The organism is Arcobacter sp. CECT 8985 (assembly GCF_004116495.1).
In the GTDB taxonomy this organism is placed as follows: domain Bacteria; phylum Campylobacterota; class Campylobacteria; order Campylobacterales; family Arcobacteraceae; genus Malaciobacter.
The window spans coordinates 16860-30816 of sequence record NZ_PDKC01000031.1; the positions used below are offsets into that span (position 1 = coordinate 16860).

The window sequence follows — 13957 nt, forward strand, 5'->3', positions numbered from 1 at the left end:
TTGAGTCTATTTTTTATTTTAATATTAAAAATTGCACCTATATATATTAATATTATTTTAGGTTATTTAAGCGTTAAATTTCTAAACGTAAAAAAAGAATCAATTGCAACTTTGGTTATTTATATAATAACACCATTAGTTGTATTTTCTTCTACAATAAGTGTAAAAATTGATACAAAATTAGCATTATTGCCAATAATAATTTATTTATTTTGTTCTATAACGGCAATTTTGGTATATAGAATTTTTAGAAATCAATGGGCAGATGCAACATCAAATATTTTAGCATTTAATGCAGGAACAGGTAATGCAGGATATTTTGGTGTTCCTTTGGCATTGTTATTTTTTGAACCTCATGTTGTAAATATTTTTATTTTTGCCCAACTTGCGTTTATTTTTTATGGAAATACTACAGGGTTTTATATCACTGCAAAGGGTAATTTTACAGTTAAACAATCACTAAAAAAAGTACTTAGATTACCTGTTATTTATGCTTTTATCTTTGGTCTTGCATGTAATTTTTATGGATTATCAATTCCAGATGAATTAATAGTTTACACATCTCAATTTAAAGCTGTGTATGGGATTTTGGGTATAATGATATTAGGAATGGGACTTGTTGGTTTAAAACAAAGTGGAGAATTAGATAAAAAGTTTGTTTTTTTTAATTTCTTCTTTAAATTTATTTATTGGCCAATATGTGCATTGCTTTTTATTTTTATAGATAAAAATATAATACATATATTTAATGATGAACATATTTATCAAATCATATTTCTTTTCTCAATTGTGCCTATTGCAAATAATGGTGTAACATTAGCTATAATAAATGGATTAAAACCAGAAAAAGCAATTGTTACTGTATTGTTAAGTACAATATTCTCAGTAGTTTATATACCATGTATGATAGTACTATATGGTGGTTTCTAATTATTTGTTGAGGTAGCATATGAAAAGAATAGTTATTAAGTTTACATTAGTATTATTACCTATTATTTTTACTGGATGTTCTAGTTCATTCGTGTCTTTTTCAAATCCTTTCTCTTCTAAACCTAAAAAAGATTTAACAAAAGGTATTGAAGATACGCCAATTACAAGAGTTTTATTATCTCAATATAAAGAATGGAAAGGTGTAGGATACAAGTATGGTGGAGATTCAAAAGATGGAATAGATTGTTCTGCCTTTGCTCAAAGAACTTTTTATAATAAATTAAATAAGAAAATACCAAGAACTACATACTATCAATCAAAAATAGGTAAAAAAGTAAGTAGAAAAAATGCAAAGCCTGGTGATTTAGTATTTTTTAAAACTGGAAGAAAAAGTAGACATGTTGGAATATACTTAGGCGATGGAAAATTTATGCATGTATCTTCACGAAAAGGTGTAATTATCTCAACATTAAATAATGTTTATTTTAAAAGACATTTTTGGAAGATAAAAAGAGTTTTAGAGGATAATTAAAATCCTCTAAGAACTACTCCTAGATATATTGCAATAATACCTAAAATAATGTTTAATGGAATGTAAAATTTAGCTATAGGAGCTAATTGGTTTTTGCAATTTTGTAGATCATTTGCATTAAAATATTTTTGTGCTTTGTTTCTTTTTATATAAATTGTTATAAAAACAATTGTCATAATTGTCCAAATACTCTCTTTTGCAATTGCTGTAGAGTATAAACTACTCTGTTTTAAATTTAGAGCTATTATCATGATAATTGCAGTGATTAATATTGTGATTATTGCTGGAATAACCATATTAAAAAATCTTCTAAGATTTTCTAATGTTCTTTCTAGTTTTATTTTTGGTTCTTTAATATCTTGAATAGAGTAATGAATAGCAAATCTAATTGCTATCATTCCTCCTACCCATAAAACAGCACTAATAACATGTAAAAATACAATTAATGATGAATAGTTATTAAATAATGATTGCATTATAATTGTGCTTTAACAAACTCTAAAGCTTTAACTTTAGCTTCATCTATTTTTGATACATCTTTTCCACCAGCTTGTGCGAAGTCAGGTCTTCCTCCACCTCCACCACCAACGATTGGTGCAATGTTTTTAATCCAATCACCAGCTTTAACTGTTGTATTTTTACAACCTGCAACAATCATTACTTTTTCACCTTTTGGTTGTAAAAGTAAAACTGCAAGTTTTTCATTAGCATTTTTTAAATCATCAACAATTTTTTTGATATCACCATTTTTTACAACATCAACAACAACTTTTGTATCATTTATCATCTCTTCTTTAATTGGTGCTTGAGATTGGTTTTGTGCAACTTCTAACTCTTTTTTCAAATCTTTAATTTGATCTTTTAATTTTTTTACACCTGCTAATACATCTTGGTTTTTAACTTCTACTTGTAAATGGTTATAACTATTGATTATTTCATTTGTGTAGTTAATTGCTGCAAGACCACATACAGCTTCTATTCTTCTTACACCTGCACTAACACCTGATTCTTTTGTAATATAAAAGCTTCCAATATCAGATGTGTTTCTTACATGGGTTCCTCCACAAAATTCAACACTTACTCCTCCAAAATCAACTACTCTTACTTTATCACCATATTTTTCACCAAACATAGCAATAGCACCTTTTTTCTTAGCTTCTTCTATTGGTAATTCTTCAGTTGTTGAAGCTATTCCTCTTGCAATCATAGAATTAACTAAATCTTGAACTTCTTTAATTTGTTCATTTGTCATTGCTTTTGCATAAGTGAAATCAAATCTTAATCTAGAAGATTCATTTAAAGAACCAGCCTGTGCTACATTTTCACCTAAAACCATTTTTAATGCTGTTTGTAAAAGGTGTGTTGCACTATGGTGTTTAGCAACTTCATATCTATTTACTACAACTGCATGTAAAGTTTCATTTATTTTTAATATTGAGTTTGTAACTTTTACTTGTGATAAATTTAAATCAAAAAATTTCTTAGTGTCTAATACTTCTGCAATATGGCTTTCCTCTTCTATAATACCAATATCACCACATTGACCACCAGATTGTGCATAGAAAGGAGTTTTATCTAACATAACCCAACCTTCATCACCCTTTTTTAATTGCTCAACTTCTTTGAAGTTTTCATCTAAAATACTAACAATTTTACAAGTTTGTGCAGTTTTTTCATATCCAACAAATTCATTTTTACCATACTTTTCAAGTAGTGATTTGAAATCACCCTCTGCAAGAGTATCTCCACTTCCTTTCCAAGCTGCTTTGGCTTTTGTTCTTTGTTCATTCATAAGCTCTTCAAATTTTGCAATATCAATATCTAAGTTTTTATCTCTTAGCATATCTTGTGTTAAATCTAAAGGGAATCCAAATGTATCATAAAGTTTAAATGCAATTTCACCTGAAAATTTTTCTTTTGTCTTTTTTAACTCTTCTTCAAATAAAGACATTCCTGAATCAATAGTTTTGAAAAATCTTGCTTCTTCAAGTGTGATTTGCTCTTTTATATACTCTTTTTGTTCTTTTATTGCAGTGTAATGAGAACCCATTAAATCATCTAATGTATCTACAAGTTTTGCTAAAAATGGCTCTTTTAATCCTAGTAAATAACCATGTCTTACAGCTCTTCTTAGGATTCTTCTAAGAACATAACCTCTACCTTCTTTATCAAATAAAATACCTTGACTTATCATAAAGCTAACTGCTCTTAAGTGATCTGCGATTACTCTAAAACTTCCAATATTAGAGTTAGTAATTTTTTTATTAGCTAATTCTTGAGTTTTAGTAATTAGAGGCATAAATAGTGATGAATCAAAGTTATTAAATTTTCCTTCTTTAATAGCAACAACTCTTTCAAGACCCATTCCTGTATCAATTGATGGTTTTGGTAGAGGGTTTAAATTACCTTCATTATCTCTTTCATACTGCATGAAAACAAGATTCCAAATTTCTAAAAATCTATCTCCTTCTCCACCTAAGTAATCTTCATCACTATTAAAGTTCTCTTCTCCTTGGTCATAGAAAATCTCTGAACATGGTCCACAAGCACCTGTATCTCCCATTGACCAAAAGTTGTCTTTATCCCCAAATCTTTTGATTCTATCTTCACTTATATGATTTTTCCATAGTTCAAAAGCTTCATCATCACTATCATGAATTGTAACCCATAATTTGTCAATAGGTAATTCAAGATTTTTAGTGATAAATTCCCATGCATATGCAATTGCATCTTTCTTGAAATAATCTCCAAAAGAGAAATTTCCTAGCATCTCAAAAAGTGTATGATGTCTTGCAGTGTATCCCACATTTTCTAAGTCATTATGTTTCCCACCAGCTCTTACACATAATTGGCAACTTGTAGCAGTTTTATTTTCAGGCGTAGGAACAGCTCCTGTGAATATATCTTTAAATTGTACCATACCTGCATTTGTGAATAGTAAAGTAGGATCGTCTGGAACCAAAGGCATACTAGAGATTACCTCATGTCCTTTACTTTTAAAAAATTCTAAATACTCTTTTCTTACATCCATTTATTTATCCATTATTAATTTAAAAATTACATTTTACCCAAATAATAATTTATAGAAGATTAGTACAACTTACATTTAAGTTTAGCTTAGTATAATTTGTAATTAATATTTTGAAATAAGGGAATTAATATGGGTAAGTATATTGAATTAACTCAAGAAAACTTTGATAGTACAGTTTCAAACGGTGTATCGTTAGTAGATTTCTGGGCTCCATGGTGTGGACCTTGTAGAATGCTAGCACCTGTAATTGAAGAATTAGGTGAAGAGTTTGACGGAAAAGCAAACATTTGTAAAGTAAATACAGATGAGCAACAAGACTTAGCTGTTAAATATGGAATTAGATCAATCCCAACAATCATCTTTACTAAAGATGGAGAAGTTGTAGATCAAATGGTTGGTGCAACATCTAAACAAGCACTTGCTGATAAAATTAATTCACTTCTATAATAAAACTATATTAAGAGGAGAAAATTCTCCTCTTAGGTTTTAATCTTCTATTTTAATAATGAAATACCTTAAATTATTTTTTATATTATTTATTTTTAATAACTACTTTTTATATGCAAAAGATTTAAAAAACATACTTATTTTAAATTCATATCATAAAGGATTTTTATACAGTGATAATATAATAAATGGTATAGAAAATACTTTGAATGAAAGTAAAGATATTGATACAACAATTTTATATATGGATTCTAATAGAGTAAAAATAGATAATTATGACAATGTATTATTAGATTTTTATACTAAAAAATTAAAACATATTGATATTGATTTAGTTATTTGTATAGATAAGTTTGCTTATAATTTTACCAGAAATAATAAACATAATCTTTTTAAAAATATTCCAATTGTTTATGCAGGAACACAAAAACCAAAAGTAACTGATAATAATATATATACTTTGAGCGCAATTGCTGATATTAAAGAGAATATACAATTTATTTATTCAGTTATGAAAAAGCTAAAAAAACTTTATATTATTGATACATCACTAGAAGAAGATAAAAGTAATTTAGAAGTAGAAAAAGCACTAAAAAATTTAAAAAAACGCTTTGAAATTGTATATATTGAGCATACAAATATTGAAAAATTAAAAAATGAATTTAATCATTTTAAAAAAAATCAAGCAATATTTCTTATTAACTTATTAAAAGATGACTCAAAAAATATTATTAGTTCAACACATGTTTATGATTTTATAAAAAATGCTCACTTACCTATCTTTGTATCCAATGATTTATATTTAAAAAAAGGTGTTGTTGGTGGTAAATTGGTATCAATTTATAATTTGGGTGAAAAAACTGCACAATTAGCAAAAAATATATTAGATAATAAAAAACCAAAAAAACATAATAATTTAAAATATAATCATGAGTTTGATAGTATTATTTTAAGAAAATACAATATAAAGCCATATTATTTTTATAATAGTTATAAAATAGTAAATAAACCCCAAGATTTTTTTGAAAAAAATAAAGATCTTTTTGAAATACTATTTTTATTATTTCCTTTACTTTTACTTTTAGTAGTTGGACTTTTACATAATATTCATTATAGAAAACAAACAGAAAAACTTCTAAAAGAGAGAATTGATTTTGATGAAACTTTATTAAATACAATTAAAAATCCAATTTTTTGGCAAAATAAAGATGAACAAATAGTAGATTTTAATAATAAATTTAGTTCAATGTTAGCACTTCCTGAAGAGAAATTATATTATTCAACTTTAAAAAAACTAAGAAGTTATCCAAGAGTAAAAAAACTTTTAGAAGCATTAGAATCGTATAATAATAAAGGTAGAAAAAATATATTTTTCACAATAGAAGTAGAAGATAATAAAAAGAAAATATATTTAGTTAATCAAGCAAAGTTTAAAGATGAAAAATCTCAAAGTTATGGAACTGTGACTATTTTGACTGATGTAACAAAAGAAAGACAAATTGAAAAAGAAAAAGAGAGAAATCAAGAATTTTTAATTCAACAGTCAAAATTAGCAGAAATTGGTGAAATTTTTTCTGCAATTGCACATCAATGGAAAGCTCCTTTATTAGAGATTACAACAATAGCACAAGAGAGTTTTTATTCAAGTGAGGATGATGATAAAGAAAGAGAGTCTTATGTAAAAGATATTATGACTCAAGTTAAATATATGAATGATACAATAAATGATTTTCAAGAGTTTATAAAGCCATCAAATAAAAAGAGTACTTTTGATATATATGAGGCAATTACTTCTTTACTTAAAATAATTGACCATACTATTAGATTTAATTATATAGATATAACTATAGATTTAAAAGACAATACAAATGTTATGGTAAATGGATATAGAAATGAATTTATGCAAAGTTTATTAAATATTATAAATAATGCAAAAGATGAACTTATTAAAAATGATTTTAAAAATAGAAAAATAAATATAGAGATATTTAATAAACAAAATAGTCTATATGTAAATATAAAAGATAATGCAGGTGGAATAAGTACAAAAAATATACATACAATTTTTACTCCATATTATTCAACTAAAAAACATGGAAGTGGGATAGGTTTATATATGACAAAAGTAATAATAGAAGATAAAATGAATGGTAAAATAAGAGTTAAAAATACAAAAATCGGGGCTTGTTTTACTATTATACTGGAGCAAAACAGATGAAAATATTGGCATTAGAGGATAATGAGAGGCTTTTAAAACTTATAAAGAGTTCTTTAGAAAAAGAAGGTTATGAAGTTGATTGTTATGCAAATGGTGATGATGCTTTAAATGTATTAGAAAATGGATATAACTGTTTTATTTTAGATATAAATGTTCCTTCAATAGATGGAATTACCCTATTAGAATATATTAGAATCAAATCAAAAGATGTGCCAGTTTTAATTATAAGTTCAAATCATGATTTAGAAAAAATAGAAAAATCTTATAAATTTGGATGTAATGATTATATAAAAAAACCTTTTTATATAATTGAACTAGTTGAAAAAGTAAAAAAATTATGTAGTCCAGAGTCTAATAAGTTTGAATTATCACAAGGAACAATTTTTGATTTAAAAAAACATAAATTGTATATTGATGAGGTAGAAGTAGAACTTACAAAAAAAGAGATTTTATTTTTAGAACTATTTGCTCAAAATTTAAATAAAATTGCAAGTTATGATGAAATGATAGATTATGTATGGCAAGGTGAAGAAACAAACCTAACAAATATTAGAGCAATGATAAAAAGATTGAGAAAAAAACTTCCTGAAGATAGTATTGTAATTGTAAAAGGAATGGGATATTCACTTAATAAGAGTGCAAAATATATATAAGAGGTGGGAACTCCTCTTATATTTTTTTATTTAGTGATAAATTTACGATTATAAAAGGAAAGAAATTCACTAAATTTAAAATAAAAGTAAAGAGATTGTTCTCTTTACTTTATTAAATAATTCCATATAATTTTGCTAAGATAAATCCTACAGTTGAAGCAGTACCTACTCCAATTATACCAGGGATAATGAAACTGTGATTGATAACAAATTTACCAATTCTTGTAGTTCCAGATCTATCAAAACTAATTGCAGCTAAGTCACTTGGGTAAGTTGGTAAAATATAATACCCATAACAAGCAGCAGCAAATGCAGCAATAACACCAGGGTCAACACCAACTGAAAGTGCAATTGGTACAATAGCAGCTAACGCAGCACCTTGTGAGTTAACCAATTTTGAAACAAAGATTAATACTAATGCATATGCCCATGGATATTGAGCAACAACTCCACCAAGTACTTCTTTAATATCACCAATGTGTGCACCAAACATTGTTTTAGTCATCCATGCAACACCATATACTGCAATTAATGCAACCATACCAGATTTGAATACTTCATTACTTGAAATTGCAGAAGGTTTAACTTTAGCAACAACAAAGATAATAGCACCAGCTGATAACATGAACATTTGAATAACGTAAACCATTGATAGAGGTTTACCATGAATTACAGGTCTAAGTTCAGGAAATGCACCTAAAATAGCAACTACAGCAATTGAACCAAGGAATATCCACATAGCATTCCATTGAGTTTGAGGTAATTTATTATTTAATAATGTTTTATCTTCACCATAGATGTATTTTTTCATTTCTGGATCTTTGATTTTTTCTTGGAATTCTTGATCATCTTCAAGATTTTTTCCTCTAAACATACTCCAGAAACCTACAACTAAAACACCACATATTGCACCAGGAATTGTGATTGATAATAATTGAACTAAATCTAATTCTTTACCATTAATCATAGCATGACCAGATAACATAGCAACTAATGAAACAACTGCTACTGATACAGGAGAAGTAACAATTCCCATTTGTGCTGCAATTGTACTTGCTGCCATAGGTCTTTCAGGTCTTACACCTTTTCTAATTGCAATATCATAGATAATTGGTAACATTGTATACACAACATGTCCAGTTCCACATAGGAATGTTAATGTTAATGTAGTTAATGGAGCCAAAAATGTAATATGTTTAGGATGTTTTCTTAACAATTTTTCTGCTAATTGAAGCATAACATCTAACCCACCTGATGCTTGAAGTGTTGCACCAGCAGTAATAACTGCAAGCATAACTAACATTACTTTAATTGGAGGATTACCAGGAGTCATTCCGAATCCAAAAACTAAAATAACAACACCAATACCACCGAATAAACCTAATGCTAATCCACCTTTTCTAGCACCTAGGAATAAAACAGCCAAAACAATGATTAATTGTATTGTAAATTCCATAATTTGTCCTTTATTTTACATACCTGAATATGTATTCATGTTGGAATTGTATATGTGTAATATGTCATTAGTATGACAATTTGAATATTTTATAAAAATAATAAACTTATAAAATAATTTAATTTAAAATTAAGTTTGGTGGCTTCTAATTATTAATAATCTATTTAGTATAATGAATACATGAAAAAAATATTATTGTTTTTAATTTTTATAAATATTCAACTATTTGCATATTCTATTCTTGTAATAAACTCCTATCACAAAGGTTATCAATGGAGTGATAAGGTTATTTCTGGCTTAGAAAATGTATTATTAAAAAATGACAATATAGACTTTAATATACTATATATGGATTCAAAAAGAATCTCTTCAAAGGAGTATTTTATAAGTTTAAAAAAACTTTATAAAATACAATTAAAAAATAGAAAATATGATTTAATTATTCCTATTGATAGATTTGCATATGATTTTGTTGTTGAAAATTATGCAGAACTTTTTGAAACTGAACCAATACTTGCTGTAGGAATTGAAAAATTTTCATATCAAAAAGCAAAAAAATATTCACTAGAAGACAAAATATCTGCAATTCTAGAAAAAAGAGATTTACTTGGTAATGTAAAAATGATTGAAGATAATTTTTATAGTATCAAAAAACTTTATATTATAAATGATAAAAGTATAAATGGTATGCATACAGAACCTTTAATTGAAAATCTTTTAAAAAGTTTTAAAGGAAGAATAAAATTAGAATATATAAAAGAGAATAATCTATCATTATTAAAAAAATTTCCTTTTGAAGAAGGAAGTGCTGGATTATTTATTAGATTTTATAAAAATAAAGATGGAACTTTAAACAAAAATAGTGATATTGCTAAATTTATAAATAATGTAAAAATTCCTATATTTGTTACGGACTCTTTATTTATAAAAAAAGGTGCAACAGGTGGAAAAATAGTTGATCTTTATAAATTAGGTTATGATGCAGGAAAAATGGCAGAAAAAATTTTAAATGGTGCTTCTATTAAAATTGTCTCTTATAAAGAGTTCGAATACTATTTTGATTATAAAAAATTAAATGAATTTTTACTTTCTATTGTTAATTTAGATGTTCCATATACAATTGTTCATAAAAAGAAAAGTTTTTTTGATAGCTATAGAAATTTAATTGATTTTGTTTTTACAATCTCTCCTTTACTGGTATTTTTGATATTAGGATTAATTCATAATATATATAAAAGAAAGAGTTTAGAAAAAGATTTAAGAAAAAGAATTGAATTTGATGTAACAATGCTAAATGCAATTGAAAGTCCAATATTTTGGCAAGATGCAATGGGTCAAATTGTAGATTCAAATAATACCTTTTCTAAATTAGTTGGTGTTGAATCTGAATATTTGTATAAAAGAAGATTATCAGATTTATTAGATATTGATTCAATAAGACAAATTAATACAATGATAAATATTTATAAAGTGAATAAAAACAATAATGAATTTGATTTTATTGATGAAAATTTAAAAAAGAGAATTTTTTTAATAAAACAAGCAAAATTTTATGAAAAAAAGTATAAATATGAGGGTTATGTAACTATTTTTACGGATATTACAAGAGAACGTGAAATCATTATTGAAAAGCAAAAAAATAGACAATTTGCAATTCAGCAAAGTAAATTAGCTGAAATTGGTGAAATATTTTCTTCTATTGCACATCAATGGAAAACACCATTAATTGAAATAACTGCTATAGCACAAGAACTATTTTATGTAAAAAAAATTGAAAATAAAAATGAAGATGATAGTTTTGTAAAAGATATAATGCAACAAGTTACTTATATGACAGACACCATAAATGAGTTTCAGAAATTTATAATGCCATCAAATAAAAAAATAGATTTTAATGTTGAAGAAGCAATTAAAACTATGCTTGAAATAGTTAATCATAATTTAAAGTATAATAATATAAAAATGTCAATAGATATTAAAGAAGATACAAATTTAATAGTTAATGGATATAAAAATGAAGTAATGCAGTCTCTTTTAAATATTATAAATAATGCAAGGGATGCTTTATCAAAGATTAGTTATAAAAATAGAAAAATAGAAATAATACTTTTTAATGAAAAAAATGATTTAGTAATTAAGATTAAAGATAATGCTTTAGGTATAAAAGATAAATATATTAATAAAATATTTGAACCATACTATACAACAAAACAGAAAGGTCATGGAATAGGATTATATATGACAAAAGTTATTATTGAAGATAAAATGAATGGTAAAATAGATGTAGAGAATGTAGATGATGGAGCAATGTTTACAATAAGGTTGGCACAGCATAAATGAAAATATTATTACTTGAAGATAATGAAAGATTATCAAATGTAGTTAAATATGCACTACTTGATGAAGGTTATAGTGTAGATTGTTTTTTTGATGGGGATGAAGCTTTAGACTCAATTGGTAATGGTTATTCATGTTTTATTTTAGATATTAATGTACCAAATGCAGATGGTATATCTATTTTAGAGTATATAAGATTAAATCATGAAAATACACCAGTATTAATAATTAGCTCAAATCATGAATTAGATAAAGTTAAAGAATCATATGAAAAAGGTTGTGATGATTATTTAAAAAAACCTTTTTATATTATAGAACTTCTTCAAAAAGTAAAAAAGTTGTGTGGAGAAAGAAAACAGTATTTAATATTTGAAGATTCATTTAAGTATAGCTATATAGATCATAGACTTTACAAAGGTGACGAGGAAATTGAATTAACCAAAAAAGAGATTTTATTTTTAGAGCTTTTTTCAAGAAATATACATTTTGTTGCCACATATGAAAATATTGAAGAGTATGTATGGGAAGGTGAAGATACGACTTTAGCAAATATTCGTTCGATGATTAAAAGATTAAGAAAAAAATTACCAACAGATAGTATTACTATTATTAAAGGTATTGGTTATTCATTAAATAAAAGTGTTAAGTCTATTTAGCTATATAAGAGGGCTAAGCCTCTTATATTAGTTATTTATTTTTAAAATATCTTTTTGTCTCTTTTGTTACAACATTAGATAGTAAAAGAAGACCTATTAAGTTTGGTATAGCCATTAATCCATTTGCTACATCAGAAAAATCCCATACTAAATCAATTTTTAGCATAGCTCCTATAAGAATAAAACTTACAAAAACAATTTTATATAATTTTACTGATTTATGTCCAAATAGATATTCAAATGCTCTTTCCCCATAATAAGACCACCCAAGAATAGTTGAATAACCAAAAAGTACAGTTGCAATTACAATTACAATTGCACCAGTGTCACCTAAGAAAAACTCAAAACTTTTTAAAGTTAATTCTCCTGCATTAATACCTTGGTGCCAAATAGGAGCCATTAAAATAATTAATGCAGTTGTTGTACAAACAACTAATGTATCAATAAATGTTTGAGTCATTGATACTAATGCTTGTTTAACTGGGTCATTTGTTTTGGCTGCTGCTGCAGCAATTGGCGCAGAACCTAAACCTGATTCATTTGAAAATACACCTCTTGCAAGACCATATCTAATAGCAGTAGCAACAACTGCACCTGCAAATCCACCACCTGCTGCAATTGGATTTACTGCATGATAAAAAATAAGTGAAAATGCATCACCTACTTTATCTAGGTTAGAAAAAACAATAAAAAATGCAGTAATTAAATATATTGCAATCATAAATGGAATTAAAAATGATGTTGTTTTTCCAATTGATTTAATACCACCTAAAATAACAAAAGAAGTGATTGTTAAAAGTACTATACCTGTTAGCCATGTAGGAACAGCAAATTGTACATCTAAAGCTTTTGCAACCGCATTTGATTGTGACATATTACCAATACCAAATGATGCAAGAATAGTAAAAAAAGCAAAAAGTGCTCCAAGCTTTGGCAAGTTTGCACCTTTTGTAATATAATACATAGGCCCACCCTTAAAGCCATGTTTACCTTCTTCTCTATATTTTACTGCTAAAATTGCTTCTGAATATTTTGTTGCCATACCAACTAAACCAGTTACCCACATCCAAAATACTGAACCTGGACCACCTAAAGTAATTGCTGTTGCAACTCCTACAATATTACCAATACCAACAGTTGCTGCAAGTGCAGTTGTTAATGCAGAAAAGTGAGATATATCTCCTTTTGCACCTTTTTCTTTTATAAATATTAATTTAAGAGCATGCCCTAGTGCCCAAAATTGCATTCCCTTTAATCTTATTGTTAAATATAATCCTGTCCCAACTAAAAGTGTTAGCATAGGAACACCCCATACAAATGATGAGATACTAGAAATAACATTATTCAATGTTTCCATGACAATTTTCTCCTTTGAAGGCTTATAAAATATCAAAAATTAAATTAAAATTAAGTGAAGACTTAGGTTCAGCTTATAAAAGATAAACTTAAGTAATTAAATTAGGGGTCTATAATTAACCTACTACTTAATATTTTTTTAGTATTATTCCTTCTTAATAAAATAAAGGATCTTCAAATGTTAGATTTAGCAATAATAGGAGGAGGGCCAGCAGGATTAACAGCTGGGTTATACTCAACAAGAGGTGGATTAAAAGATGTAGTAATGTTTGAGATGGGAATGCCAGGAGGACAAATTACTGGTAGTTCTGAAATTGAAAATTATCCTGGACAGTTAGAAG

Annotated in this window: 12 protein-coding genes; 8 read left to right on the top strand and 4 right to left on the bottom strand. The window is 26.5% G+C overall.

Annotated elements, in window-relative coordinates; translation table 11 throughout:
- Both CRU93_RS11625 and CRU93_RS11630 read left to right on the top strand, forming a co-directional pair.
- The gene (locus CRU93_RS11625) at window positions 1-930 is read left to right on the top strand and encodes an AEC family transporter (protein ID WP_129104371.1); all 930 of its coding nucleotides are present in this window, start codon (window positions 1-3) and stop codon (window positions 928-930) included.
- Between the two features lie 19 nt (window positions 931-949).
- Complete coding sequence (locus CRU93_RS11630) at window positions 950-1462, top strand: NlpC/P60 family protein (protein ID WP_129104372.1); 513 nt, start codon at window positions 950-952, stop codon at window positions 1460-1462.
- Here CRU93_RS11630 and CRU93_RS11635 read toward each other — a convergent pair.
- Complete coding sequence (locus CRU93_RS11635) at window positions 1459-1938, bottom strand: hypothetical protein (protein WP_129104373.1); 480 nt, start codon at window positions 1936-1938, stop codon at window positions 1459-1461. The genes CRU93_RS11630 and CRU93_RS11635 overlap by 4 nt on opposite strands.
- Window positions 1938-4493: an alanine--tRNA ligase gene (alaS, locus tag CRU93_RS11640; RefSeq protein ID WP_129104374.1), complete on the bottom strand. Its 2556-nt coding sequence runs from the start codon at window positions 4491-4493 to the stop codon at window positions 1938-1940. The genes CRU93_RS11635 and alaS overlap by 1 nt, the downstream gene beginning before the upstream one ends.
- A gap of 129 nt (window positions 4494-4622) precedes the next feature.
- Between alaS and trxA the strand changes: the two genes are divergently transcribed.
- Genes trxA through CRU93_RS11655 form a run of 3 tightly spaced genes read left to right on the top strand, consistent with a single transcriptional unit; the run spans window position 4623 to window position 7811 of the window.
- Window positions 4623-4940 carry a thioredoxin gene (gene trxA / locus CRU93_RS11645; RefSeq protein WP_129104375.1) on the top strand — a complete coding sequence of 106 codons (318 nt, stop codon included), beginning with the start codon at window positions 4623-4625 and terminating at the stop codon, window positions 4938-4940.
- Between the two features lie 58 nt (window positions 4941-4998).
- Window positions 4999-7158 (top strand): ABC transporter substrate binding protein, encoded by a 2160-nt coding sequence (locus CRU93_RS11650; RefSeq protein WP_129104376.1) that lies wholly within the window; start codon window positions 4999-5001, stop codon window positions 7156-7158.
- Entirely contained in the window at window positions 7155-7811 is a 657-nt protein-coding gene (locus CRU93_RS11655; protein WP_129104377.1) for a response regulator transcription factor, read from the top strand. The genes CRU93_RS11650 and CRU93_RS11655 overlap by 4 nt, the downstream gene beginning before the upstream one ends.
- Before the next feature lie 112 nt (window positions 7812-7923).
- Here the strand turns inward: CRU93_RS11655 and CRU93_RS11660 are convergent, their stop codons facing one another.
- On the bottom strand, window positions 7924-9267 hold the full coding sequence (locus CRU93_RS11660; protein WP_129104378.1) for an anaerobic C4-dicarboxylate transporter: 1344 nt from the start codon (window positions 9265-9267) through the stop codon (window positions 7924-7926).
- Between the two features lie 180 nt (window positions 9268-9447).
- On the opposite strand from CRU93_RS11660, the gene CRU93_RS11665 reads away from it, so the two are divergent.
- Both CRU93_RS11665 and CRU93_RS11670 read left to right on the top strand, forming a co-directional pair.
- A complete protein-coding gene (locus CRU93_RS11665; protein ID WP_129104379.1) occupies window positions 9448-11607 on the top strand; it encodes a HAMP domain-containing sensor histidine kinase in 2160 nt (719 codons plus the stop codon).
- Window positions 11604-12260, top strand: a complete 657-nt coding sequence (locus tag CRU93_RS11670) for a response regulator transcription factor (protein WP_129104380.1) — start codon at window positions 11604-11606, stop codon at window positions 12258-12260. Before CRU93_RS11665 ends, CRU93_RS11670 begins: the two co-directional genes overlap by 4 nt.
- Window positions 12261-12291: 31 nt before the next feature.
- Here CRU93_RS11670 and CRU93_RS11675 read toward each other — a convergent pair whose 3' ends face one another.
- Window positions 12292-13617, bottom strand: coding sequence for a sodium:alanine symporter family protein (locus CRU93_RS11675; protein ID WP_129104381.1), 1326 nt, complete (start codon window positions 13615-13617; stop codon window positions 12292-12294).
- 177 nt (window positions 13618-13794) lie between these two features.
- Between CRU93_RS11675 and CRU93_RS11680 the strand changes: the two genes are divergently transcribed.
- Window positions 13795-13957: FAD-dependent oxidoreductase (locus tag CRU93_RS11680; RefSeq protein WP_164967676.1), on the top strand; the 163-nt coding region annotated here is incomplete at its 3' end.

Coding starts and splice junctions, on each gene's coding strand:
- CRU93_RS11660 (WP_129104378.1), bottom strand. CDS start 9,267: ATGGAATTTACAATACAATTAATCATTGTTTTGGCTGTTTTATTCCTA.
- CRU93_RS11670 (WP_129104380.1), top strand. CDS start 11,604: ATGAAAATATTATTACTTGAAGATAATGAAAGATTATCAAATGTAGTT.
- trxA (WP_129104375.1), top strand. CDS start 4,623: ATGGGTAAGTATATTGAATTAACTCAAGAAAACTTTGATAGTACAGTT.
- CRU93_RS11650 (WP_129104376.1), top strand. CDS start 4,999: ATGAAATACCTTAAATTATTTTTTATATTATTTATTTTTAATAACTAC.
- CRU93_RS11665 (WP_129104379.1), top strand. CDS start 9,448: ATGAAAAAAATATTATTGTTTTTAATTTTTATAAATATTCAACTATTT.
- CRU93_RS11630 (WP_129104372.1), top strand. CDS start 950: ATGAAAAGAATAGTTATTAAGTTTACATTAGTATTATTACCTATTATT.
- CRU93_RS11655 (WP_129104377.1), top strand. CDS start 7,155: ATGAAAATATTGGCATTAGAGGATAATGAGAGGCTTTTAAAACTTATA.
- alaS (WP_129104374.1), bottom strand. CDS start 4,493: ATGGATGTAAGAAAAGAGTATTTAGAATTTTTTAAAAGTAAAGGACAT.
- CRU93_RS11675 (WP_129104381.1), bottom strand. CDS start 13,617: ATGGAAACATTGAATAATGTTATTTCTAGTATCTCATCATTTGTATGG.
- CRU93_RS11635 (WP_129104373.1), bottom strand. CDS start 1,938: ATGCAATCATTATTTAATAACTATTCATCATTAATTGTATTTTTACAT.